General features: G+C 72.7%; 16 protein-coding genes and 1 pseudogene. 4 read left to right on the top strand and 13 right to left on the bottom strand.

What is annotated here, in order from left to right; genetic code table 11:
• Positions 1–47: 47 nt before the first annotated feature.
• On the bottom strand, positions 48–2099 hold the full coding sequence (locus AC0VX6_RS11250) for a helix-turn-helix transcriptional regulator (protein ID WP_274977469.1): 2052 nt from the start codon (positions 2097–2099) through the stop codon (positions 48–50).
• 98 nt (positions 2100–2197) lie between these two features.
• On the opposite strand from AC0VX6_RS11250, the gene AC0VX6_RS11245 reads away from it, so the two are divergent.
• Entirely contained in the window at positions 2198–3313 is a 1116-nt protein-coding gene (locus AC0VX6_RS11245) for a DUF3866 family protein (protein ID WP_274977468.1), read from the top strand.
• Between the two features lie 707 nt (positions 3314–4020).
• Here the strand turns inward: AC0VX6_RS11245 and AC0VX6_RS11240 are convergent.
• From AC0VX6_RS11240 to AC0VX6_RS11215, 6 genes and pseudogenes are all read right to left on the bottom strand, one after another.
• A pseudogene (locus AC0VX6_RS11240) lies at positions 4021–5010 on the bottom strand (methionyl-tRNA formyltransferase); the annotation flags it as partial.
• A 236-nt stretch (positions 5011–5246) separates the two neighbouring features.
• On the bottom strand, positions 5247–6350 hold the full coding sequence (locus AC0VX6_RS11235) for an FKBP-type peptidyl-prolyl cis-trans isomerase (RefSeq protein WP_274977466.1): 1104 nt from the start codon (positions 6348–6350) through the stop codon (positions 5247–5249).
• A 152-nt stretch (positions 6351–6502) separates the two neighbouring features.
• Complete coding sequence (gene pafA / locus AC0VX6_RS11230; protein ID WP_047871713.1) at positions 6503–7861, bottom strand: Pup--protein ligase; 1359 nt, start codon at positions 7859–7861, stop codon at positions 6503–6505.
• Positions 7862–7975: 114 nt separating this feature from the next.
• Entirely contained in the window at positions 7976–8737 is a 762-nt protein-coding gene (gene prcA / locus AC0VX6_RS11225; protein WP_212640344.1) for a proteasome subunit alpha, read from the bottom strand.
• Positions 8738–8791: 54 nt separating this feature from the next.
• Positions 8792–9634 (bottom strand): proteasome subunit beta, encoded by an 843-nt coding sequence (prcB, locus tag AC0VX6_RS11220; RefSeq protein WP_274977465.1) that lies wholly within the window; start codon positions 9632–9634, stop codon positions 8792–8794.
• A gap of 166 nt (positions 9635–9800) precedes the next feature.
• On the bottom strand, positions 9801–10004 hold the full coding sequence (locus AC0VX6_RS11215) for a ubiquitin-like protein Pup (RefSeq protein ID WP_013152531.1): 204 nt from the start codon (positions 10002–10004) through the stop codon (positions 9801–9803).
• Positions 10005–10800: 796 nt separating this feature from the next.
• Here AC0VX6_RS11215 and AC0VX6_RS11210 point away from each other — a divergent pair.
• Entirely contained in the window at positions 10801–11946 is a 1146-nt protein-coding gene (locus AC0VX6_RS11210) for a S1 family peptidase (RefSeq protein WP_475468488.1), read from the top strand.
• 759 nt (positions 11947–12705) lie between these two features.
• A complete protein-coding gene (locus AC0VX6_RS11205; protein ID WP_475468486.1) occupies positions 12706–13860 on the top strand; it encodes a S1 family peptidase in 1155 nt (384 codons plus the stop codon).
• A 132-nt stretch (positions 13861–13992) separates the two neighbouring features.
• Here the strand turns inward: AC0VX6_RS11205 and AC0VX6_RS11200 are convergent, their stop codons facing one another.
• Complete coding sequence (locus tag AC0VX6_RS11200; protein ID WP_274977462.1) at positions 13993–15606, bottom strand: amidohydrolase; 1614 nt, start codon at positions 15604–15606, stop codon at positions 13993–13995.
• Between the two features lie 179 nt (positions 15607–15785).
• Positions 15786–17084, bottom strand: a complete 1299-nt coding sequence (locus AC0VX6_RS11195; protein WP_475468484.1) for an MFS transporter — start codon at positions 17082–17084, stop codon at positions 15786–15788.
• A 289-nt stretch (positions 17085–17373) separates the two neighbouring features.
• Here AC0VX6_RS11195 and AC0VX6_RS11190 point away from each other — a divergent pair, with 289 nt between their 5' ends.
• Positions 17374–18888, top strand: coding sequence for a PucR family transcriptional regulator (locus AC0VX6_RS11190; protein WP_475468483.1), 1515 nt, complete (start codon positions 17374–17376; stop codon positions 18886–18888).
• An 81-nt stretch (positions 18889–18969) separates the two neighbouring features.
• Here AC0VX6_RS11190 and dop read toward each other — a convergent pair whose 3' ends face one another.
• The 4 genes from dop to AC0VX6_RS11170 all read right to left on the bottom strand — a co-directional run bounded on the left by dop (position 18970) and on the right by AC0VX6_RS11170 (position 25612).
• Positions 18970–20487, bottom strand: coding sequence for a depupylase/deamidase Dop (gene dop / locus AC0VX6_RS11185; RefSeq protein ID WP_368045825.1), 1518 nt, complete (start codon positions 20485–20487; stop codon positions 18970–18972).
• A gap of 412 nt (positions 20488–20899) precedes the next feature.
• Positions 20900–22168 carry a hemolysin family protein gene (locus tag AC0VX6_RS11180; RefSeq protein WP_274977458.1) on the bottom strand — a complete coding sequence of 423 codons (1269 nt, stop codon included), beginning with the start codon at positions 22166–22168 and terminating at the stop codon, positions 20900–20902.
• Positions 22169–22430: 262 nt separating this feature from the next.
• On the bottom strand, positions 22431–24200 hold the full coding sequence (arc, locus tag AC0VX6_RS11175) for a proteasome ATPase (protein ID WP_274977457.1): 1770 nt from the start codon (positions 24198–24200) through the stop codon (positions 22431–22433).
• Positions 24201–24547: 347 nt separating this feature from the next.
• Entirely contained in the window at positions 24548–25612 is a 1065-nt protein-coding gene (locus tag AC0VX6_RS11170) for a tRNA (adenine-N1)-methyltransferase (protein WP_475468481.1), read from the bottom strand.
• Between the last annotated feature and the right edge of the window lie 117 nt (positions 25613–25729).

The following is a 25729-nucleotide window of genomic DNA, read 5'->3' as shown; positions in this document are numbered from 1 at the left end:
CCTTTCCGGACCGACCTGTCCCCTGACCCGGGGCGAACGTCTGGGCCTCACTCGGGCGACGAAGTGGTCTCGACCAATTTCGCGGAGGTTTGGGGCGTCCGGTAGTGCTCCAGCGCACGGCGGGCCTCGGCCCGGGCCTCCTCGGCCAGAGCCACGGGGGACACCACGCGCCCCTGCTGTCCCAGTCGCAGCGCTAGTCGCACCACCCAGGCCGGGGCGGGGGTGCGCAGGGTGGCGCGGACGCCTCCCCCGGGCAGCTCGGTCACCGACTCGCACACGTAGTCCTCGGTCACCCAGCGGGCCGCGGGCTCCAGGTCCAGGACGACCAGGGCGTCGCGCTCCGAGCGCTGGAGGACACCCCCGGACAGGTCGCGGCGGCCCACCCCCGCGGGCACCTCGGCGCCGAAGGGCAGAACCGTCAGTTCCAGGACCCGGTCCAGGCGGAACAGGCGCACGTCCCGGCGCAGGTGGCAGTAGCCCTCCAGGAAGGGGTAGCCGTCCTGGACCACCAGGCCCATGGGGTCCACGTCGCGCTCGGTGACCTGGTCCAGGTAGCCCGACAGGTAGCGCAGGTGCAGGCGCTGGCCAGCCTCCAGGGCGTCGGCGCAGCGGCGCTGGGTCTGGGCGACCTGCTCGTCGCCCTCCAGGCGCACCTGGACCGAGTCGGCCAGCGAGCCCAGGGCGGCCCCGGCGGCGGCGCGCAGCTTCTCGCCCACGCGCTTGAGGGCACCGGTCTCCAGGCCCTCGGTCTCGGGCAGCGCCTCCAGCAGGGACAGGCCCACGACCAGGCTGGCCGCCTCGTCGGCGGTCAGGCGCAGCGGCTGGGCGAGGGTGTCGGCGTTGGCGATGATGATCTCGCCGGTCTCCCTGGCCGCGTCGAGGTCGACGTCGATGAGGTCTCCGGGGGTGTAGCCGGGCAGGCCGCACATCCACAGCAGGCTGAGGTCGGCGACCACCTGCTTCTCGCTGAGCCCGAAGTGGCGGGCCACCTCGGGCACGCGCACGTCGCGGCCCAGGGCGTAGGGGACGAGCATCAGCAGGCGGCGCAGCTGGTCGGCGGAGCGGGGACCGCGGGCGGGAGCCTCGGCCTCCTCCGCGGAGCCGGGACCGTCGGCGGCCTCGGCGACGGGGGCGGTCTCGGCGGTGGCCGTCAGGTGCGCGGCCATGGCCTCGCGGGCGCCTACGGGTTCGACGACGACCGCGTTGGAGCCGAAGTAGGCCACGCGCCGCACCAGGTCGGGGGTGTCGGTGTAGGGCAGGGTGAGCGTGTCCCAGCCGAGGCCGGAGCTGTCGCGCTCGCCGGGCACCACGCGCAGGGCGCTGCGGCGCAGGGCGTGCGCGGAGTCGGTGCGCACGCGCAGGACGGCGGTGCGCTCGGACTCGGCGCTGTGGCCCGCGACCACCGAGCGCAGGTCCACGCCCTCGGGGACGACGACGTCGGGGCCGCCGCGCAGGACGGTCACCTCGCCGCGGATGCGGCCCAGGCGGAAGACGCGGCGGGCGTCGCGCAGGCGGTCGTGGCCGACCACGTACCAGTGTCCGCGCAGGTTGACGATGCCCCAGGGTTCGACCTCGCGGGTCTCGGCCTCGGTCTGGCCCGGCTTGCGGTAGGCGAAGGAGACGGGGCGCCGGTCGCGCACGGCCTGCCAGACGGGGCCGAAGGAGGGCTCGTCGGTGCGCATGGCGGGCGTGAGGCCGGGGGCGGCCTCGCTGTCGACGGGGACCCCCGCGGAGCGCAGCTTGAACAGGGCGTTGGCGGCGGCCTCGCCGAGGGAGGCGTGCCGCCAGGCGCGTGCGGCCAGGCCCAGGACGAGGGCCTCGTCGGGCAGGAGTTCGATCTCGGGCAGCTCGTAGTCGGAGCGGGAGATGCGGTAGCCCTCCTCGCCGCTGATGGCGTCGCCGGTGCCCACCTGGATGGGGATGCCGCTGTCGCGCAGTTCGCGCTTGTCGCGCTCGAACATGCGCTTGAAGGCGGACTCGGTCTCGGCCTCGGCGTAGCCGTGCACCGTCTTCCTGATCTCCTGAGCGGTCAGGTGGCGGCGCGTGGACAACAGACAGATGACCAGGTTCAGCTGTCGTTCCGTCTTCCTGCGCGACATCGTCCGCACCCTTCTCGCCCGTGGTGGATGGACCGGCGGCGGCTGACGCTGGCGCGTCGCCCGGGCACCGGTTCAGCAACGACGGTACCGTGCCTTGCATGATCCGGTGGCGCCGTGGTGAAGTCCGTCAGATCCTCCCCTCCTGGCCGGGGGTCGTGCTGTGCGCGGTGGCGCTGGAACCCGTGGCCGGAGCGGACCGCAGAGGCCGCGAGGCCGCGGGAGCGGGCGGGGAGGTGACGTGCCGCGCGCTGGCCTACACCGACCTGGTGGGCTCGCCCGAGGCGGGCGACACCGTGCTGCTCAACACCGGCGCCCTGGACCTGGGGCTGGGGACGGGCGGGTACGCGCTGGTGGTGGCCGTGCCCGACCGGCTGCCCCCCGACCCCCGGGGCCCCGGTCACCTGGTCAAGGCCCGCTACACCCCGCTGCAGGCCACCGTGCTGGGCGCCGACGAGCAGGGCTCGCCCCACCACGAGGTGCTGCGCTCGGCCGAGGGCGTGGAGGGCATGCCGGTGGTGGTGGCCGACCTGCACTCGGCGCTGCCCGCGGTGGTGGCGGGGGTGCGGGCGCACCGTCCGCGGGCGCGGATCGTCCACGTGATGCTGGACGGGGGCGCGCTGCCCGCGGCGTTCTCGCGGCTGGTGGGTGCGCTGCGCGAGGAGGGGCTGCTGGCGGGGTGCGTGACCACGGGGCAGTCCTTCGGCGGCGACCTGGAGGCGGTGACCGTGCACTCGGGGCTGCTGGCGGCCCGGCACGTGCTGGGCGCGGACGTGGCGGTGGTGTGCCAGGGCCCGGGCAACCTGGGCACCGGGACTCCGTGGGGGTTCTCGGGCGTCTCGTGCGGTGAGGCGGTGAACGCGGCGGCGGTGCTGGGCGGGCGTCCGGTGGCGTCGCTGCGGGTGAGCGAGGCCGACGCGCGCGAGCGGCACCGGGGGGTGTCGCACCACAGCCTGACCGCCTACGGGCGGGTGGCGCTGGCGCGGGCGGAGGTGGTGGTGCCGCTGCTGCCGGGGGTGTTCGGCGAGCGCGTGCGCGTGCAGGCCGGGGCTCTGGGCGAGCGGCACACCCTGGTGGAGGTCGGTGTGGAGGGGCTGGAGGAGGCGGTGCGGACGCTTCCGGTGAAGGTGTCGACGATGGGCCGGGGCCTGGAGGAGGACCGCGCGGCCTTCCTGAGCGCCGCGGCGGCGGGCCTCCACGCGGCCGCCCTGCTGTAGGCGCGGGCCGGGGCGGCGCGGGTGGGTCGTCCACAGGCTCCAGAACGGTCTGGTTCGGGCCGGGGCCGGGCTTCTACCCTGAATAAAGGGGGGCGCTCGCGCCCCGCCCGCTCCGTGCTGCCCGCTCTTCGGCAGGTCCGCCCCGAGGCGCCGGGTTCCGGGGCTCCGGCTTGCGCGCCTCCCGCGCGGGCTCCGCCTCCCACCCCGGGCCACGGACTCCGGCGCGTGCCACCCACCACCACGGGTTCCGGGCTCCGGCCGCGGACGCCCCTTCGTGGGCCGCGGGCTCCGGCCTGCCCCACTCCTCAGCGCTGGTCGGCCGGACCGGGGTCACCCGCCATGATCCCGGACGCGAGGTCCGTACCGTCCCCCGCCCGCGCCTGCGGGGTCCGGGGCTCCGGTCCCCGGGCATCGGGAACCCGTGCCTGCGGCGTCTGCGCCTCCGAAACCCGCCCCTCGGAAACCCGCGCCTCGGAAACCCGCTGCTCCGGTCCCCGGGCCTCCGCCCCGTCCGCCCCCAACGCGTCCGAAGCACCCGATCCGTCCGGCGCACCCGACACGTCCGCCCCGGAAGCCCCCTCCTCGGGTGCCCGTGACCGCTCCTCCGAAGCCCGCGACCGCGCGTCTCCCTCCCCCGCCCCCTGAGCACGCGCCTCCGGAGCCCGCGCCTCCGGCGCGGTCCGGGCCGCGGGCACGACCCTGTTCGGCCCGCTCGGCGCCTGGCCGGGCAGGGGCGTCCGCCGGGTGCCCTCCAGCATGTGCTGGGAGGGGGCCTCGAAGAAGGTCCCCGGCCGGAACATCGCCAACGAGGTCGGCCGGGCGCGCACCCCCTCGTCCACCCGCAGCGCCTCGGGCACGAACACGGCCCCATCCCCGCAGGTGATCCCCCACTCCCGTCCCCGGCCGGTCGCGACCACCTGCCCGGGAGCCCCGCCGGTGACCCCGCCCGCCAGGCGGCCCGAGCACAGCGTGATCCGGGCGCTGCCGAACATCGCGAACGCCCCCGGGTAGGGCTCGGCCAGCGCGCGCACCATCCGGTCCACGTCGCTTCCGGAGGCGGTGAGGTCGAGGTGGCCGTCGCTGGGGCGCCGACGCGGCCACACCGACGCGTGGCCGCTCTGCGGCCGCCGGGGCGCGGTGCCCTCCAGCAGCCCCTCCACGTGGCGCACGAGCAGTTCCGCCTGGAGGAGCCCCACGCGTTGGTACAGACCGGCGGCGGTGGCGTCCGGGGCCACGTCGAACCAGGCCTGGTCGACGATGTCGCCGCTGTGCTCCTCCCCCTCGATGTGGAAGAGGGTCACGGCGCTGGAGCGCATGTCGCGCAGGATGGTCCACGGGATGGGCGCTCGGCCCCGGCCGACGGGCAGCGGCGCCGGGTGCAGTCCGACCCCGCCCAGCGCCAGGGAGGACAGGACCTCCTCCGGAACGTCCCCCGACCAGCCCGCGACGACCATCAGGTCGATGCCGTGGTCGGTGAGGGCCTGGCGCGCCTCGGGTGAGCCGAGGGCGGCGCGCAGGTGCGGCAGACCGAGCCGGCCGGCGAGGGCTCCGTAGTCGTGGTAGCCGGAGCAGTGGGCCAGCTCGGCCGGGTGGGACACCACCAGGCCGGGCGGGAAGCCTCGGGCGCACAGCTCCTCCAGCGCCGCAACCCCGAGGCCCAGCCCGGAGACGTAGCAGTAGCGCCGACGGTCTGACATGAGCTTCCCCCTCGCCCGTCCACCGATGGATTCGACTCTACGCACCGGTCGGTGAAGGGCAGTGGAACGCGGTACCCGGGCGTGTCCGCCCGGGCGGGAGCGCTCCGGACACGCGGACGCCCCCGCGGGTGACCTCCCCGCGGGGGCGTCCGGTGCCGGCTGTCCGGGTGTGCGCGCTCTGCTCGGCCGGGAACCGCTCCCCGGCCCCGGGCGTGCACGGGACCGCGCCGGGTGGGCTACTCCCCGCCCTCCTCGGGCGCGGGGGACTCCTCCGGTGCGGCCTCCTCGCCGCCGGCGCCCTCGCCCTCGGCGGGTTCGGGGGGCGGCGGGTTGTCGTAGGCGCCCAGGATGTCGATGACGAAGACCAGCGTCCCGGCGGGGGCTCCCCCGGACTCCTCCTCGGTCTGACCGTAGGCCATGTCGCCGGGCACGACCAGCATCAGGCGGCTGCCGACCGGCTGGCCGACGATGCCCTCGTCCCAGCCCTCGATGACCGCGCCGGCGCCGATCGTGGTGTCGAAGGGGTCGCCGCCGCGGCTCCAGGTGGAGTCGAACACCGGGTGCTCGCCGTTCTCGTCGGCCTCCCAGCGCACACCGCTGTACTGGACGATGACCTGCTGGCCCTCCTCGACCTCGGCGCCGTCGCCCTCGATGAGCGGCACGACCTCCAGGTTCTCGGGGGGGTCGGTGTCGGGGACCTCGATGGTGGGCTCGCTGTGGCCCTCCTGGGTCACCGTGGGCAGGCCGTCGCCGCCGTCGGTGACCTGCTCGCCCTCCACGACCGAACCCTTGTTGAAGCGGTCCATGAGGTCGATGACCAGGACGCTCGCGCCCTCCTGGACGGGCTGCCCCGACATCTCGGCCTGCTGGCGCTCCTGCTCGGTGAGGGGCGGGAAGACGTACACGGCGCGGCTGCCGACCGGCTGGCTGACCAGGACGTCGCTGATCTCCGCGGGCATCTGCTCCATGCGGATCAGGTCCGGGGCGCCGGTCTCGTAGCTGGACTGCCCCTCGACGGGCGCGCCCTCGCCGGGGCCGGTCCACTGGAACTGGACGACGTTGGCGATCAGGAGGTCGTCGGCGCGCACCAGCTCGTTCTCGCCCGGGCCCTCGTCGACGACGCCCGAGAGCTGCTCGGTCGGGGGCTCCTCGTCGGGGAAGGCGACCTCCGGTTCCTCACCGACCTCGCCGGTGACTTCGGGAAGCCGCGGGTCGAGCTGGTCCTCCCCCATACGCATGAAGGCGGGAGTACGCCACTCTTCGGGGATGTTTCCGCAGCTTGAGACCGCCAGGGCGATCGCGGTCAGCGGCACCGCGAGGGCGGCAGCACGTCGGTGCATGGGTCACAACCTCTGATTTCCGGCTTGGGACAGAGTCACACTACCGAAAAGAAGGGCCGTAACCACCCCCTGGAACACCACGAACGCCGGAGCCCCGCCGCGGACGGCCTTCGACCGCCGGACGGGGCTCCGGGAGCAGGGGACCGGAAGTCCTACATGCCGGCGATGAGCTTCTCCACCCGCTCGTCCACCGACTTGAAGGGGTCCTTGCACAGCACCGTGCGCTGGGCCTGGTCGTTGAGCTTGAGGTGGACCCAGTCCACCGTGAAGTCGCGGCGCTGCTCCTGGGCGCGCCGGATGAACTCGCCGCGCAGCCGGGCCCGCGTGGTCTGCGGCGGCACCGACTTGGCCTCGAAGATCTTGAGGTCGCCGACCACCCGCTCCATCTGGCCGCGGCTCTGGAGCAGGTAGAACAGCCCCCGGTCGCGGTGGATGTCGTGGTAGGTCAGGTCGAGCTGGGCCACCCGCGGCGAGGACAGGGACAGGTCGTGCTTGTCGCGGTAGCGCTCCAGCAGCAGGTACTTGGCCACCCAGTCGATCTCGCGGGAGACGGTCTCCAGGTTCTGGGTCTCGACCGCCTCCAGGGTGCGCTGCCACAGTTCCAGGACGCGCTTGCCGGTGGCGTCGGTGCCGTGCCGGTCGACGTAGCTCTGCACCTTGTCCAGGTACTCGCGCTGGATCTCCAGCGCGCTGGCCTCGCGCCCGTTGGCCAGGCGCACCTTGCGGCGGCCGGTCATGTCGTGGCTGACCTCGCGGATGGCCCGGATCGGGTTCTCCAGCGTGTAGTCGCGCATGACCACCCCGGCCTCGATCATGCGCAGCACCAGGTCGGTGGAGCCCAGCTTGAGCAGGGTGGTGGTCTCGCTCATGTTGGAGTCGCCGACAATGACGTGCAGGCGCCGGAAGCGCTCGGCGTCCGCGTGCGGCTCGTCGCGGGTGTTGATGATGGGGCGCGAGCGGGTGGTGGCCGAGGAGACGCCCTCCCAGATGTGCTCGGCGCGCTGGCTGACGCAGAACAGGGCGCCCCGGGGGGTCTGGAGCACCTTTCCGGCGCCGCAGACGATCTGGCGGGTGACCAGGAAGGGGATGAGCACGTCGGCCAGGCGTCCGAACTCGCCGTGCCGTCCCACGAGGTAGTTCTCGTGGCAGCCGTAGGAGTTGCCCGCCGAGTCGGTGTTGTTCTTGAACAGGTAGATGTCCCCGGCGATGCCCTCCTCGTGCAGGCGCTGCTCGGCGTCGACCTGCAGCCCCTCCAGGATGCGCTCACCGGCCTTGTCATGGGCCACCAGGTCCACGAGGCTGTCGCACTCGGGGGTGGCGTACTCGGGGTGGCTGCCCACGTCCAGGTACAGACGGGCGCCGTTGCGCAGGAACACGTTGCTGCTGCGCCCCCAGGAGACCACCCTGCGGAAGAGGTAGCGGGCGACCTCGTCCGGGGACAGCCGTCGCTGTCCACGGAAGGTGCACGTGACCCCGTACTCGTTCTCCAGCCCGAAGATCCGTCGTTCCACGCGGCCTCACCAACTTCCCGTCACCGGGGTGCGGACGACGGGGCCGCGCCGTCCACACCCGCCCGGCCGGTGCGGCGCCTCGGGAGCGCCGCACCGTGAATCATCGTTTCCAGGTCACTCGTCGGTCCCGCCCGTGGTGGTGCTCCCGGTGGTTCCGGTGCTCGCGGTGCCGCCTCCGGCCGCCCTGCCCTCCTCGATGAGGTCGGTCAGGCGCTGGCCGTGGATGCGGCGGAACTTGCGGTGCTCCCTGGACCGCTCCAGGACCGCGACCTCCAGGTTGGTGGCCTCCAGTTCGCGCTCCTCGCCGTTCTCCCTGGCCAGGGCGTGGGTGGCCGCGTTGAGGGCGGCGCTGAGGGGGGCGTCGGCGGCGAAGCGGTCCTTGAGCACGCCGGACACGTGCTCGGAGGAGCCGCCCACGGCCACGAAGCCCTGCTCGTCGACGATGGAGCCGTCGAAGGTGATGCGGTAGATCTCGTCGTCGGCGGAGGTGTCGCCGACCTCGGCGACGACGATCTCCACCTCCCACGGCTTGAGGCTCTCGCTGAACACGGTGCCCAGGGTCTGGGCGTAGATGTTGGCGAGCTGGCGCCCGCTGACGTCGCGGCGGTCGTACTGGTACCCGCGCACGTCGGCGAAGCGCACGCCCATCAGGCGCAGGTTCTCGAACTCGGGGTAGCGGCCGACGGCGGCGAAGCCGATCCGGTCGTAGAGCTCGCTGATCTTGTGCAGGGTGCGGGACATGTTGTCCGCCACCAGGAGGATCCCGCCCTCGTACTGCAGGACGACGGCGCTGCGGCCGCGCGCGATGCCCTTGCGCGCGTAGTCCGCCTTGTCCTTCATCTGCTGTTCGGGGGCGACGTAGAACGGCATCGACACCGCGGATCGTTTCCTTACCTAGTCGGGAGATGTCTGGTGTGGGACGGGGCCGGTTCAGCCCAGCGTGGCCGTGGGGCCGTCGGGGTCGGCCGCGCGTCCCTGGACCACCTCGGTCGCCAGGCGGGCCACGTCCTCGGTGGGCAGACGGCGGTGGCCGTCCTCGGTGACGACGTCGACGAGGGGGAAGATCTTGCGGTGCAGGTCGGGGCCGCCGGTGGCGGAGTCGTCGTCGGCGGCGTCGTAGAGGGCCTCCAGGGCGACCCTGGCGGCGCCGGTCTGGTCGAGGTCCTCGCGGTAGAGCTTCTTGATCGCGCCCCTGGCGAAGACCGATCCGGAGCCGATGGAGTGGTAGCGCTGCTCCTCGTAGCGGCCGCCGGTGGCGTCGTAGCTGAACACGCGGCCCTGCCCGGTGTTCTCGTCGTAGCCGACCAGCAGCGGGACGACGACGAAGCCCTGCATGGCCAGGCCGAGGTTGCCGCGCACCATCTGCGCGAGCTTGTTGGCCTTACCCTCCAGGGAGAGCGAGCGGCCCTCCATCTTCTCGTAGTGCTCCAGCTCGACCTGGTAGAGGCGGGCCAGCTCGATGCCGAACCCGGCCGAACCCGCGATGGCCACGGCGGAGTACTCGTCGGTGCGGAAGACCTTCTCCATGTCGCGGTTGGCGATGACGTTGCCCTGCGTGGCCCGGCGGTCGCCCGCCAGGAGCACGCCGCCGGGGAAGGTCAGTGCGACGATGGTCGTGGCGTCGGGGGTGAGGTGCTCGGTCCCGCCGCCCGGGGGCAGCTTGTGTCCGGGCAGCATCTCGGGGCGGACCGAACTGAGAAACTCGGTGAAGGACGAGGTTCCCGCACTCATGAAAGCGGCGGGCAACCGTCCGCCCTCGAACCCTTCGAACACGCGACTCCCTCCACGCGCGCCCCACCCCGGCATGGGGGCGGGTGGGGCGCCTGTTGTCCTTGTTGTCTGCGGTGGCTGTGCGCCGACCGTTGGAACTGACCCTAGTCCTGTGTGCGGCGGGGCTGGCGGCGCTGGAGTGCGCTGTCAGCGAACCGCCGCGGGGCGGCTACTGGCCGCCCTTCTGCACGAACTGTCGGACGAAGTCCTCGGCGTTGCTCTCCAGCACGTCGTCGATCTCGTCGAGGATGTCGTCGACGTCCTCGTCCAGTTGGTCCTTGCGCTCCTGAACGTCCGCCGAGGCCTCGGTCTCCTCGACCTCCTCGTCGCGGCGCGAGGCGTGCTTCTGGCCGCCCGTGTCCTTCGTCGCCATAGCCTGTTACCTCCCGTTCGGGCTCCCCGTTCGGGGCTCTTGCCCTTATCTTGGCCCAACACCGGGCGCCTCAACCCCCTTCCAGGGGCCCGATACTCGCTAGTTACCTCGGGTCGTCCCACCTGCGCGCGCACGTGCTCGTACGCGTGTGCGCCGCACCCCGGGCGTGTCACGGCCGACTCAGCGCGGGATGGGCGGGGCCGCCGGGTCCGCGCCTCCTCCTTTTCCGGAGCGGGGCGGGGCGGCCCGCGCGGAGACGCGGAGGGACCCGCTCCCGCCCTCTGCGCACCCCGCAGGAACCCGCGCCGCGCCCTCCGGGGTGGACCGCCACGGGTACCGCTGTTCACTCCGAGCACGGGAGTTACCCACGGGTCACCGCCCTGACCTTCGGGGTTACTCCTACGTGTCCGAACGGTCACGGATGGCACCCGGTTTCGATGGCCGCATCCGGCCACGGAACACCCCTTGCCAACACCGCGCTTCCGTGTTGTGGAAGCGATACCGGCGGAGAAGCGCAAGGTCAGACACATCATCACCATGCGTCACATATTGCTATTCATCCGATCATCCGATGGCCCGGTCATCCCTGGAAAGGCGGGCCCCCGCATCCGCTCTTCCGCTATCCAGGTTGTGCACTTATGGTGTGTGTTCGCTTACCGATTGTCTTGGCGACAGGACCCTCGGTAGGCACACCGTGGGGTCGGGCCCCCTGCACGGCCCCACCGGAGTCCGACGCCCTCGCCGGCGGGCGTCGGGCCCCGAACCCCCGTCAGTTACCCGAGGAGAGTAGGGATCTATGCGACCCTCCCCCGCTATCTCCGCTATCGGCACCGGCGCACTCGCGTTCGGTCTGGCGTTCTCCGTGACGCCGGGCGCCAGTGCGGCGACCGTACCGGCCGAGCCAGCGAGCGAGGCCCAGACGATGATGGAAGCGCTGCAGAGAGACCTCGGCCTCACCCCGCTCGGGGCCGAGGAGCTGCTCTCGGCGCAGGAAGCCGCGATCGAGACCGACGCCGAGGCCACCGAGGCCGCAGGTGAGGCCTACGGCGGCTCCCTGTTCGACACCGAGACCCTCCAGCTCACCGTGCTGGTGACCGACTCCTCGGCCGTCGAGGCCGTCGAGGCCACCGGCGCCGAGGCCACCGTGGTCTCACACGGCACCGAGGGCCTGGCCGAGATCGTCGAGGACCTCAACGAGACCGGCGGCCGGGAAGGGGTCGTCGGCTGGTACCCGGACGTGGAGAAGGACACCGTCGTGGTCCAGGTCTCCGAGGGCGCCAGCGCCGACGGCCTCGTCGAGGCCGCGGGCGTGGACCCCTCCGCCGTCCAGGTGGAGGAGACCGATGAGACGCCGCGCCTGTTCGCCGACATCGTCGGCGGCGAGGCGTACTACATGGGCGGCGGACGCTGCTCGGTCGGGTTCGCCGTGACCGACGGCTCCGGCGCGGGCGGCTTCGTGACGGCGGGCCACTGCGGCACCGTCGGCACCGGCGCCGAGAGCTCCGACGGCAGTGGCTCGGGAACGTTCCAGGAGTCCGTCTTCCCGGGCAGCGACGGCGCCTTCGTCGCGGCCACCTCCAACTGGAACGTGACCAACCTGGTCAGCCGGTACGACTCCGGCAGCCCCCAGGCCGTGTCGGGTTCCAGCCAGGCCCCGGCCGGCTCGGCGGTGTGCCGCTCCGGCTCCACGACCGGCTGGCACTGCGGGACCATCGAGGCCCGCGGCCAGACGGTGAGCTACCCGCAGGGCACGGTCCAGGACCTGACCCGGACGGACGTGTGCGCCGAGCCCGGTGACTCCGGCGGCTCGTTCATCTCCGGCTCGCAGGCCCAGGGCGTCACCTCCGGCGGCTCCGGCAACTGCTCCGTCGGCGGCACGACCTACTACCAGGAGATCACTCCCCTGCTGAGCAGCTGGGGGCTGTCCCTGGTGACCGGCTAGCGCTCCGGCAGCGCCCACGGCGCCTCCGTCCACGGCAGTGGGCGGGGGCGCCTTTTCTCGTGGGGCGCCTCGCGCGGGTGCGCCCGTTCTCCTTCTCTCCGTTTCTCCGCGCGCGTCCACGGCCGCCCTTTTCCCGTATCCGCGCGATCCCCGGGCCGTGCGCCGGAGCGCCCCGCCCCCCGCTTCCGGGAGCGCGCGCCAGGGCGCTCGCGCTGGCGCGGCGGCGCCGCGCGGGCGCCGCTCCGAGGGCGCACGCGTAAGCCTCAGGCGTCCCGCGAACCCCTCGCGTGTCCGGGTCCGGCCACGGGCGCGTCCGCTCCGCCCCGGGTCGGCACCCGCCCGAGAGGCCCCCGACGGCCGCCCCTGACCTTTGGAGTTACACACCTGTAGCCGCGGTGTTACGGATGGCACCCGGTACCGGCGTCCGCATCCGGCCACGAAGCACCCCTTGACGCAACCGATCCGCTTCGCTCCGTCACCGGACGAACGCGAGGATCACAAGGTCGCACGCAGAGCGACTACGCGTAGCCATCGCGAAACGAAGGGTCATGGGACAATCCCTCGTCCTTCTGAATGAATACACACCACACGGGTCTTTGCAGCGTCAAAGTGTGCACTTATGTTGGTGATCGTTTACCGGACGTCTCGGTGAATTTCGGGAATCGGATCAACTTCGTTGCCCGAAAGGGGCTTTCCGCTCCTACAGGAACGCAGAGCCCCGAATCCCCCGTCTATCCCCCTTGGAGAGTAGGGACCCCCATGAGACCCTCCAGCATCATCTCCGCCGTGGGCACAGGAGCCCTGGCCTTCGGTATGGCACTGGCCATGGCCCCCGGAGCCCTCGCGGCCCCGGCCCCCGTCCCCCAGACCCCCGTCGCCGACGACAGCGCCGCCAGCATGACGGAGGCGCTCAAGCGCGACCTCGACCTCACCTCGGCCGAGGCCGAGGAGCTGCTCTCGGCGCAGGAAGCCGCGATCGAGACCGACGCCGAGGCCACCGAGGCAGCGGGCCAGGCCTACGGCGGCTCCCTGTTCGACACCGAGACCCTCCAGCTCACCGTGCTGGTGACCGACTCCTCGGCCGTCGAGGCCGTCGAGGCCACCGGCGCCGAGGCCACCGTGGTCTCACACGGCACCGAGGGCCTGGCCGAGGTCGTCGAGGACCTCAACGGCGCCGAGGCCCCCGCGAGCGTCCTCGGCTGGTACCCGGACGTGGAGAGCGACACCGTCGTGGTCGAGGTGCTGGAGGGCTCCGACGCCGACGTCGCCGCCCTGCTCGCCGACGCCGGCGTGGACTCCTCCTCGGTCCGGGTGGAGGAGACCGAGGAGGCCCCGCAGGTCTACGCCGACATCATCGGCGGCCTGGCCTACTACATGGGCGGCCGCTGCTCCGTCGGCTTCGCCGCGACCAACAGCGCCGGTCAGCCCGGTTTCGTCACCGCCGGCCACTGCGGCACCGTCGGCACCGGCGTGACCATCGGCAACGGCCGCGGCACCTTCCAGAACTCGGTCTTCCCCGGCAACGACGCCGCCTTCGTCCGCGGCACCTCCAACTTCACCCTGACCAACCTGGTCTCGCGCTACAACTCCGGCGGCTACCAGTCGGTGTCCGGCGCCAGCCAGGCCCCGGCCGGCTCGGCCGTGTGCCGCTCCGGCTCCACCACCGGCTGGCACTGCGGCACCATCCAGGCCCGCAACCAGACCGTGCGCTACCCGCAGGGCACCGTCTACTCGCTCACCCGCACCAACGTGTGCGCCGAGCCCGGTGACTCCGGCGGCTCGTTCATCTCCGGCTCGCAGGCCCAGGGCGTCACCTCCGGCGGCTCCGGCAACTGCTCCGTCGGCGGCACGACCTACTACCAGGAGGTCACGCCGATGATCAACTCCTGGGGCGTCCGTATCCGCACCAGCTGACACACTCTCCAGCACGTCCCCCGTCCGCGCGCAGGCGCGGACGGGGGACGCCCGTGTGCGGGCCCCGGGCCCCGGACAGCGCGACCGCGGGGCCCGCGCGGGCGGCGGGCGCGAGCCGGGCACGGCCGGGGCTCAGGGGGCGCGGTGGACGACGCGGCCGTCGAGCACCGTCATCCACGCGTCGACCTCGCGCAGCCGCTCGGCGGGCAGGGACTCCACGTCGCGGTCCAGCACCACCAGGTCTGCCAGGTGCCCGGGGCGCAGCGCGCCCAGGCGGTCCTCCACGCCCAGCGCGTGCGCGGCGTCCAGGGTGTGGGCGCGCAGGGCCTCGTGCAGGGTGACGGCCTGCTCGACGCCGATCTCCTCGCCCTCGCGGGTGGTACGGCACACCGCGTTGGCCACGGTGTCCATCGGACGCAGGCTGGAGACGAAGGAGTCGCTGGAGAGCACCGGGCGCAGTCCCAGGTCGAGTTCCTCGCGCATGGGCTGGAGCCGGTGGGCCCGCGCCCCCAGGCGGCGCAGGAAGTCGCCGCCGCTGTCGTACAGGAAGTTGGGCTGGTTGACGGGGATGACGCCGTAGTCGGTGAAGCGCTTGGCCTGTTCCGGGGTGGGGTAGCCGCAGTGCTCCACGCGCGGGCGCGGGTCGGGTCCCGACACCCGCGCGGCCGAGGCGATGGCGGCCAGGGTGTTGTCCATGGCCGCGTCGCCCTGGGTGTGGACGGCGACCTGCCAGCCCTCCGCGGCGGCCCGCGTGACCAGGTCCACGAGCTGGTCGGGGTGGTGGTAGAGGCTGCCCGCGAACTCGCCGTGCTCGCCGTAGGGGACGCTGAACTTGGCGGTGCCGCCCAGCAGGGTGCCGTCGGAGTAGAACTTCATGCCGGTCAGCCGCAGCCAGTCGTCGCCGAAGGGGCTGGCCAGCCCGGCGGAGGTGAGCGCGTCCAGCTGGTGGGACAGCGGCATGCCGAACGTGCGCAGCGGCAGGGTCCCGGCCGCGCGGGCGGCCCGGTACACGCGCAGCTCGCGTGCCGAGACCTGCGGGTCGCACACGGTGGTGACCCCGGCCGCCAGGTAGGGGACGGCCGCCGCGGCCAGCCAGCCCAGGAGCTGTTCGGCGGGCAGGTCGGTGTGGAAGTTGGGGCCGTGGCAGCCGATGTCCACGGCCAGGGGCAGCAGCAGCTCCATGGCCGAGTCCAGGACCATGCCCGTCAGGCGCCCGCCCTCGTCGCGCACGAAGGAGCCGCCCGCCGGATCGGGGACGTCCTCGCCGATGCCGCTCCAGGCCAGGGCGGCGGAGTTGACCACGGCCTGGTGGCCCGAGACGTGGTAGACGATGACCGGGTGCTCCCCGGTGGCCCCGTCCAGGTCGCGGCGGGTGGGCCGCCCTCCCGGGAACTTGGCGTCGTCCATGTGGAAGGCGCGGATCCACTGGCCGGGCGGGGTGCGCTCGGCCTCGGCCCCGATCACGGCGACCAGGTCGGCGGCGCTGCCCACCCGGGGGTACCCGGCGTCGACGGCGGCCAGCGACTCGGCGGTGGAGAGCAGGTGGTTGTGCGGGTCGATGAACCCGGGCAGGACGGTCCGTCCGCCCGCGTCCACCTCCACCGCGCCCGGGCCCGCGGCGGCGCGGGCGGCCTCGGTGTCCCCGGCCAGGCGGACCCGGCCCTCGCGCACGGCCACGGCGCGGGCCCGGGGGTTGGCGTCGTCCATGGTCAGGACGTTGGCGTTGTGGATGAGCAGACCGGACACGGGTGGGGTTCCTCCTCGGTGGGCTGGCGCCGGGCCGGTCGGCCCGACGGCGGTGCGGGGGGGACGCGCGGTGGTCGGGCCACCGCTCGCGGGTGCGGCGGTACGGGCCGCGGCGGTTACGGGCCGCGGGGCCCGGGGGCGCTCCCCGGTTCCCCGCGGCGCTCGTGGGACGGGGGTCCTCAGGCGGCGGCGAGCTCGTCGTCGCGGTGGCGCGGCGCCCTGGCCAGGCACAGGATGCTCACCACCGACATGGCCATGAGCAGGGCCGCCACCGGGAGGATGCTGCCGGTCGCGGCGAGCAGGGCGGTGCACACGATCGGCGAGAGGCCACCGAAGACCGCCCCCGCGACCTGGTAGGCGATGGAGATGCTGGTGTAACGGGTGCGCGGCGGGAACATCTGGGCGAGCACGCGGGCGATGGGCCCGTAGACCGCGGCCATGGCCAGGCGCATCACGCACAGCACCGCGAAGATCAGCACGGTGCTGCCGGTCTCCAGCACCAGGAACTGGGGAAGCGCCAGCACGATGACGCCGACCAGCCCGATGGTGACCACGCGGACGGTGCCGAAGCGGTCGCCCAGCCAGGACACGCCCAGGGTCGCGACGAGTTCGACGAACGCGGCCAGGCTCAGGCCGCTGAGGATGACCTGTTCGCTGATCCCGACCTCGGTGACGCCGTAGGCCTGGAGGAAGGTGGTGACGACGTAGTAGCCGCCGACGGCCACCGGCAGGACGCCGATGCCCAGCAGCAGGGGGCGCCAGGAGCCGCGCACGGCCTCGCGCAGCGGCAGCTCCCGCGGCTGGTCGGGGTCCTCGCGCATGGCCTCGAAGACCGGCGACTCCTCCACCTTCAGGCGGATGAACAGGCCCACCAGGACCAGCAGGACCGAGGCGAGGAAGGGCAGGCGCCAGCCCCAGGTGTGGAGCAGGTCGGCGTCCCAGGCGGCGATGAGCCCGAACGAGCCCGTGGCCAGCAGCGCACCGGCCGGGTTGCCGAGCTGGGCGAAGGCGCCGTAGAAGGTCTTGCGGTTCTCGGGGGCGTGTTCGACCGCCATCAGGACGGCGCCGCCCCACTCCCCGCCCACGGCGATGCCCTGCACGAAGCGCAGCAGGACCAGCAGCGCCGGGGCGATGAACCCCGCCTGCTCGTAGGTGGGCAGCAGGCCGACGCAGAACGTGGCCGTGCCCATCATCAGCAGGGTGATGACCAGCGCGGACTTGCGGCCCAGGCGGTCGCCGAAGTGGCCGAAGACCAGGCCGCCCAGCGGGCGGGCGAAGAAGCCCACCGAGAAGGTGGCGAAGGAGGCCATCAGACCGATCACCGGGTCGGTGCCGGGCGGGAAGAACAGGGTGCCGAACACCAGGCTGGCGGCCGTGGCGTAGACGTAGAAGTCGAACCACTCGATGGTGGTGCCGACGAAGGCCGCCACGGCCGCACGCGCGGGGTGCGGGGACGTGGGGGCGGTCCGCTCTGACATGTGTGCTCCGTTGCGCGTTCGGTGCGGCCCCGGACCGGGTCGTCCGGTCGGCGGGCGCCGCGGACCGGCACCGCGGACCGGCGCGGCTCCGCCGTGGCGGGGCCCGCCCGCGGTCGGCGGCCTTCGCCGCCGACACGTCGCGGACGGGCGCCACCGCGGCCCGCGGCCCGTGGTTCGGGTGTTGTTGTGACCGTAGACACTCCCCGGCCGTCCGCGCCGGGACGGTGTGCACCGTGCAAGCTGTTACACATGTGCACAGTGCACAATCCGCGAGGCGGGAGGAGGGACGTTGGCGATCACGGTCCGCGACATCACGGCCGACCCGGACCTGGAGGTGCGGGTGGCGGCGGGCCGGTCCGGCCTGGACCGGGAGATCCGCTGGGCGCACGTGATCGAGCTGCACGACCCCGTGCGCTGGCTGCGCGGCGGGGAGCTGGTGCTCACGGTCGGTCTGGGGCTGGGCGCCGACGAGCGGGCGCGCCGCGCCTACGTGCGCCGCCTGCACGGGGCCGGGTGCGCCGGCCTGGGGATGGCCGTGGACGTACGGCGGCGCGAGGTTCCGCCCGAGGTGCTGGAGGAGGGCGACGCCCTGGGCCTGCCGATCCTGCGCGTGGAGGGCGAGACCCCCTTCGTCGCGGTGGTGGAGGCGGTGGCCGACCACTACGCGGCCGAACGCACGCGCGAACAGCACCGGGTGCTCACCGCACAGGACGCGATGGCGCGCGCGTCGCTGCGCTCGGGCCCGGCCGGGGTGATGGGCGAGCTGTCCTCGGCCACCTCGGGAGCGTCGCTGCTGCTGGACCGCAACGGGATGATGAGCGCGGCCGTGCCCGACACCGAACCCCCCTGGCACGCGCTGGTGCGCTCGGCCCTGGCGGGACGCCCGCGCGGGATGACGGTGCTGGCCGACGGGGAGGCGAGCGTCCTCCTCCAGACCCTGGGCCCCGCGGGCCGGACGCTGGGCTGGCTGGCGCTGCGCTGCCCGTCCCCGGTGACGCCGCACGTGCGGATGCTCGCCAACCACGCGGCCTCACTGCTGGCGGTGGACCTGCTGCACTCGCGCGACGCCCGGCGGGCGCTGTACCGCGAACGCGCCCCGGTCCTGCTCGCCGCGGTGACGGGACGGCCCCGGGTGCCGCCGCCCCTGCCCGCCCCGCCCTGGGAGGTGGTGTGCCTGCGCACCCCCTGGCCCGACCGGCTGCTGGACCGCGCGGCGGACGCGCTGACAGACGTGCTCGGCGACACCGGTGCCGCGCGCAACGGCGGCCTGTGCCCCCTGGAGGACGTGCTGGTGGCGGTCCTGCCCGACAGCGGGGGCGCGCCGCGCCCGGGCAGGCGCCTGTTCGAGGCGCTGTCCGCCCCGGACGGGGGCCCGGTCGCGGCCGGGGCCTGCACCGCCCGGGGACCCGACGACCTGTCCTCGGCCGTGGAGCGGGCGCGCCAGTCCGCGACGGAGGGGTACCGGCACGTGGACGAGACCGACGCCTGGGCGCTGCTGCGTTCGGCGGTCCCGGTCGAGGGGGCGCGCGCCTTCGACCAGGCGGTCCTGGGCAGGCTGCGCGCCCACGACGCCCGCAACGGCACGGAGCTGGCGCACACCCTGCGCCACTACCTGGACAACAGCGCCCAGGTGGAGGCGACCGCCCGGGACCTGGGCGTGCACCGCAACACCCTGCGCTCGCGGCTGCGCGCCGCCGAGCGGGTCATGGGCCGCCGCCTGGACGAGCCCCGCACCCGCCTGGAGCTGTGGACCGCCCTGAGCCTGGAGCCCGTCCGCTGCCACGACGGCACCTGGCACACCTGAGGAGTCCCTGCGCCGACCGGGACGCGGGCCCCGGGCCCCGGGCGGGCGCACGCGGTCCCCGGGGCCTCGGCGACCGCCGGGTCAGCGGCCCCCGGTGAGCACCGCCACCAGGTCGGCCGCGGTCGGGGAGGCGTCCAGCAGCTGCCCCACGTGCTCCTTGGTGCCCCGGCGCGGCTCCAGGGTCGGCACCCGCTGGAGCGAGTCGTAGCCCGGCAGGTCGAAGATCACCGAGTCCCAGGAGGCGGCGGCCACCTCGTCGGCGTACTTGGCCAGGCAGCGCCCGCGGAAGTAGGCGCGCGTGTCCTCCGGCGGCTCGGTGACCGCCCGGTCCACCTGCGCCTCCTCCAGCAGGCGCTTCATCCGCCCGCGCGCCACCAGCCGGTTGTAGATGCCCTTGTCCGCCCGCACGTCGGAGTACTGCAGGTCCACCAGTTGCAGGCGCGGGTGCGACCACTCCAGGGAGTCCCGGGAGCGGTAGCCCTCCAGCACCTTGAGCTTGGCCACCCAGTCCAGCTCGTCGGCCAGGCTCATCGGGTCGGCGCCCAGCCGGTCGAGCACCGACTCCCAGCGGTCCAGGACGTCGGCGGTGTCGGGGTCCACGTCGGTGCCGAAGCGGTCCTCCACGTACTTGCGTGCCTGGTCCAGGTACTCGCGCTGGAGTTCCAGCGCGGTCATCCGCCGCCCGTCGCGCAGCCGCACCCGGTGGGTGAGGCCGGGGTCGTGCGAGACCTCCCGGAGGTCGGCCACCGGGGTCTCCAGGGACAGGTCCGCGCTCAGGAACCCGTCCTCGATCATCGACAGCACCAGCGCCGTCGTCCCCAGCTTGAGGTAGGTGGAGATCTCGCTCATGTTGGCGTCGCCGATGATGACGTGCAGCCGCCGGTACTGGTCGGGGTCGGCGTGCGGTTCGTCCCTGGTGTTGATGATGGGGCGCTTGAGGGTGGTCTCCAGCCCCACCTCGACCTCGAAGAAGTCGGCACGCTGGGAGATCTGGAACCCGCTGCCCTGCCCGTCGGAGCCGATGCCGACCTTGCCCGCCCCGCACACCACCTGGCGGGAGACGAAGAACGGGATCAGGTGCCGGACGATGTCGCCGAACGGCGTCGACCGGTGCATCAGGTAGTTCTCGTGGCAGCCGTAGGAGGCGCCCTTGTTGTCGGTGTTGTTCTTGTAGAGCTGGATCGGCTCGATGCCCGGGGTGGCCCCCGCCCGCGCGGCGGCGTCGGCCATCACCCGCTCCCCCGCCTTGTCCCACAGCACCGCGTCGCGCGGGTTGGTGACCTCGGGCGCCGAGTACTCGGGGTGGGCGTGGTCCACGTACAGGCGGGCGCCGTTGGTGAGGATGACGTTGGCCAGGCCCAGGTCCTCGTCGGTGAGCTGCGTGGGATCGGCGACCTCACGTGCCAGGTCGAAGCCGCGCGCGTCGCGCAGCGGGTTCTCCTCCTCGAAGTCCCAGCGGGCACGCCGCGCCCGGGCCGCCGAGGCGGCCAGATAGGCGTTGACCACCTGGGTGGAGGTGACCATCGCGTTGGCCCCGGGGTTGCCTGGTACGGAGATCCCGTACTCGGTCTCGATACCCATAATCCGCCGCACACTCATGGTGAGAGGTTATCCACCGAGGCGTGGTCTTGAACGCTTCCGCGCCAATTGTGGCCCAAGTGCCGTGTTCTGGGGCGTTGCGCGGTACTGCGGCGCGCCGTTCCCTCGCAGGTCGCGGCACACGGGGGCCTGATTCCGGCGGTCGCGGGTTTCCTTCCTCCATGGGCGGGTAGCAGGGCACGGCGGGGTGGGGGCTCCCGTGCCCGCACCTGAAAGAGCCGTGACGTGCGGGCCCGGGCACGTGACCGTGGACGTGTCCTCGACGGCCTTCTGCGACTCCTCCGGCCTCAGCGCATGGCGCGGGCGGCTGCGAGCGGGTGACGGGCCCGGTTTCCGGAGGGCGGCCCGCACGGCGCGCCCTCCGGAAGCGGGTGGGGCAGCGGTACGGCGCGTCCGTGCGGGCCGCGTGGTGTCAGGTCGCGGCGGGGTACACGGTCACCTGGGTGACGGTGCGCCCGTTGGCCTGGTCGATCCTGGCCTTCCAGGGGTTCAGCGCCACCTCCTCCCCCGGCTCCCGGGGGATGTGGCCCAGCACGGCGATGACCAGACCGGCGACGGTGACGTAGTCCCCCTCGGGCAGGTCGTCCAGATGGACGTCGATGTCGGGCAGGTCGTGCACGGGATAGGTCCCGGGCAGGGTGAAGGACCCGTCGGCGTTGCGGGCCACGGTGCGGATGTCGGAGTCGGTCTCGTCGTAGATCTCCCCGACGATCTCCTCCAGCAGGTCCTCCAGGCTCACGATGCCGTCGACGCCGCCGACCTCGTTGACGACCACGCCCAACTGCTGGTGTTCGGCGATCATGCGGCGCAGGGCCAACGACACCACCAGGGAGTCGGGCAGGAGCAGCGGTTCGCGGGCCAGTTCCCCGGCGTCGGACTCACCGCGCACCAGGTCGGACCAGTGCACGACGCCGAGCACGTCGTCCAGGTCGTCGTCGTTCACCACCGGTGCCCGGGAGTGCCCGTGCTCGGCGAGCATCTGCGCCGCCTGGGCCGCGGGCGTGCGGGCGGGGATGGTGAACACCTCGCCGCGGGGGACGACGACCTGGCGCAGGCGCCGGTCGTCGATCTCGAAGGCCCCGGAGATGATGGTGCGCTGCTCCCGGGTCATGCCCCGCTGGGTGGCGAGCATGTCGCGCAGCTCCTCCTCGCTGACCTCCTCCTTGGCCGCGGAGGGGTCACCGCCCGTCAGGCGCACCACGAGGTTGGTGGAGACGCTCAACAGCCACACCACGGGGCGGGAGAGCATGGCGAGCAGGTCCAGCGGCCGGGCGACCAGCACCGCCCACGTCTCGGCCCGCTGCATGGCGATGCGCTTGGGCGCCAGTTCACCGAAGACCAGCGTGACGAAGGACAGGAGCACCGTGACCAGGACGATCGCCACCGGGCTGGCGGCCGAGCCCAGGAAGCCCAGGGGCTCGATGAGGGGCTGGGCCAGGGACACGGCCGCGGTGGCCGAGGCCAGGAAGCCCGCGAGGGTGATGCCGATCTGGATGGTGGCCAGGAAACGGTTGGGGTCCCGTGCCAGGCGGGCCACCGCACGGCCGCCGGGCCCCCGGGCCGCCAACTGTTTGATCTGCCCTTCCCTGAGGGTGATCAGGGCGATCTCGCTCCCCGCGAACAGGGCGTTGACGAGAACGAGGACAAGGACGAGGCCGAGTTGAACCCCGTAGCTTTCCATAACTGCTGTCGTCTCCGATGCTGTAGTGCTCTGGCACGGTCCGTTCGGGCCGTGGCACCAGAGCCTCTCACAACCCCGCCCGGGGACCTCCCCCGCCTCGTCGGCCAGGTCCGGGCGGGCGCCGACAGGAACGTTCCTCGGCCCGCTCGGACCCCTAGAAAGTGTTGACACCCTGCCATCACGGGGCCCGGAAACAACCGGTAAGAAGAGGGGCCGACCGGAAGTTCCGGTCGGCCCCTCAAGGCGCTCTCAGAGTGCGTTTCTACAGGTACTGGCCGGTGTTGGGCACCGTGTCGATGCTCCGACCGGAGTCCGCGCCCTTCTTGCCCGTGACCAGGGTCCGGATGTAGACGATGCGCTCGCCCTTCTTGCCGGAGATGCGCGCCCAGTCGTCGGGGTTGGTGGTGTTGGGCAGGTCCTCGTTCTCGCTGAACTCGTCGACGCAGGCCTGCATCAGGTGCGAGACCCGGATGCCCTTGGACTGCTGGTCGATGAAGTCCTTGATGGCCATCTTCTTGGCCCGGGAGACGATGTTCTCGATCATCGCGCCGGAGTTGAAGTCCTTGAAGTACAGGACCTCCTTGTCACCGTTGGCGTAGGTGACCTCCAGGAAGCGGTTCTCCTCGCCCTCGGTGTACATGCGCTCCACGACCCGCTGGATCATGGCGTCCACCGTGGCCCTGGCCGAACCGCCGTGCTCGACGAGGTCCTCGTCGTGCAGCGGCAGGTCCGTGGTGATGTACTTGCCGAAGATGTCGCGGGCCGCCTCGGCGTCGGGCCGCTCGATCTTGATCTTGACGTCCAGGCGGCCGGGCCGCAGGATCGCCGGGTCGATCATGTCCTCGCGGTTGGAGGCGCCGATGACGATGACGTTCTCCAGGCCCTCCACACCGTCGATCTCGCTCAGGAGCTGGGGCACGATCGTGTTCTCCACGTCGGAGGACACGCCCGAGCCGCGGGTGCGGAAGATCGAGTCCATCTCGTCGAAGAAGACGATGACCGGGGTGCCCTCGGAGGCCTTCTCCCGTGCGCGCTGGAAGACCAGGCGGATGTGCCGCTCGGTCTCGCCCACGTACTTGTTGAGCAGCTCGGGGCCCTTGATGTTGAGGAAGAAGCTCTTGCCGACGTCGCGGCCGGTGCGCTCGGCGACCTGCTTGGCCAGCGAGTTGGCGACCGCCTTGGCGATGAGCGTCTTACCGCACCCGGGAGGGCCGTAGAGCAGCACGCCCTTGGGCGGGCGCAGCTGGTGCTCGTAGAAGAGCTCCTTGTACAGGTAGGGCAGCTCGACCGCGTCGCGGATCATCTCGATCTGCCCGGAGAGGCCGCCGATGTCGGTGTAGGCGATGTCGGGGACCTCTTCGAGGATGAGCTCCTCGACCTCGGACTTGGGGATGCGCTCGTAGACGTAGCCCGAGCGCGGCTCCAGCAGCAGCGAGTCGCCGGGGCGGATCGCCTGGTCGCGCAGCGGCTCGGCCAGGCGGACGATCCGCTCCTCGTCGTGGTGGGAGATCACCAGGGCGCGCTCGCCGTCCTCAAGGATCTCCTTGAGCATGACGACCTCGCCGACGGTCTCGAAGGACTCCACCTCGACGACGTTGAAGGCCTCGTTGAGCATGACCTCCTGGCCGGGGCGCAGGTTGTCCAGGTCCACCGAGGGACTGACGTTGACCCGCATCTTGCGGCCGTTGGTGAAGATCTCGACGGTCTCGTCCTCGCGCGAACCGAGGTAGACGCCGAAGCCCGACGGCGGCTGGGCCAGCCGGTCGACCTCCTCCTTGAGCGCCACGATCTGCTCGCGCGCCTCCTTCAAAGTGGAGACGAGCCGTTCGTTCTGGCCGTTGGCGGCGGCGAGGTTGGCCTGTGCCTCCCTCAACCGCTCCTCCAGCAGGCGTACATGCCGGGGCGAATCGGCGAGCTTGCGCCGAACAACGCCGAGTTCCTTTTCCATGTAGGAGACCTGGGCCGTGAGTTCTTCGACTTCACGGTCCCGGTCGCTCTGACGCTCGTCGTCGCGCTCAGCCACGTCCGCCACCTCCCTATGAGGAACTACATCGGAGCCTACCTACCCTCGCCCTATTCCTAACCTCCCAAGGCCACAGAGTGTCGTAGGCCTCATTTCCAGGTCTTGCGTCAGCACAGGTCAGAGTGCTACCGGATGACCCGACGTAATGAGAACGTAACCTCTGGGTCCGGCCGCGGGCAAGGAGTGCGCCCCCTTGGGGCGTTCCCTCCCCGCGCACGTCAGCGGACCCGCCCGCACACGCCGGAGCCCGCCCGGGCGGGTCCCCGTGGGGACCGCGCCGAGGACGCACGGTGAGAAGCGGCGTGCGGCCTACGCGGGCGGGCTCGGACTGTGGGCTCGGGTGAGGGGCCGCGGGCTCAGCCGTCGGCGCCGTCCCGCGGGGCCTGCGGGTCGGCGGCGCCCTCCGGGGGCTGCGGGCCGGGGGCGTCGGCCGCCCCGGCGGTCCCACCGTCGCCGCGGGGCGCCTCGGGAACCGCCGCGTCGGTGGCCAGCGCCCGGACCTCCTCGGCCGGGACCGCCTCCCCCGCTCCGTCCGCGCGCCGGTCCTGCTCACGCGCGGCGGTGAAGTCCTTGCCGTAGGCGCCCTTGGCCGGACGGCGGCGGCGCTCGGGGGCCTCGGCCCCGTCGGCCAGGCGGCGCGCGACCACCAGGAAACCGGTGTGCCCGATCATGCGGTGGTCCGGGCGCACCGCCAGGCCCTCCACGTGCCAGGTGCGCAGCATGGTCTCCCACGAACGCGGCTCGTAGAAGCGGGGGTCCTCGCGCAGCTGCTCCACCACGCGCGAGAGCTGGGTGGTGGTGGCGACGTAGCAGCACACCAGCCCGCCCGGGATGAGGGCGTCGGCGACCGCGTCCAGGCACTCCCACGGCGCGAGCATGTCCAGGAAGACGCGGTCGACGTCGGTCTCGTCCAGATCCTCCACCAGGTCGCCGACGGTGAGCTTCCAGGCCGGGTGCGGACCGCCGTGGAACCTCTCCACGTTCTTGCGGGCGATCTCGGCGAAGTCGGCGCGGCGCTCGTAGGAGTGCACCATGCCGTTCTCACCGACCGCGCGCAGCAGCCAGTTGGACATGGCCCCCGAGCCCGCCCCGGCCTCCACCACGCGCGCGCCGGGGAAGATGTCGGCCTCCACGAGCACCTGGGCGGCGTCCTTGGGGTAGACGATGGTCGCGCCCCGCTTCATCGACAGGGTGTAGTCGATCAGCAGGGGGCGCAGCGCCACGTAGGCCGTGCCGGTGTTGGAGCGCACCACACTGCCCTCGGGCTGTCCGATGAGGTCGTCGTGGTCGACCTTGCCCTTGTGGGAGTGGAAGGCGGCGCCCTCTCGCAGGGTGATGGTGTGCATGCGACCCTTGGGGTCGGTCAACTGCACGGTGTCGCCGTCGGTGAAGGGGCCGCGGCGGCCATGGATACCGGTCAACGTCGCTCTCGTCTTCCCACGTCGCTATTGGTTGGCAGGGCGATCGCCCAGGGTATCGGCCCCCCGGTACCGCGGCGAACGTGCACGGAGCGCCCGCGCGTGCGAAATCCCCGCTCC

This window comes from Nocardiopsis sp. iso_25 (assembly GCF_056173305.1).
This window is presented reverse-complemented; position numbering and strand designations above follow the sequence as displayed.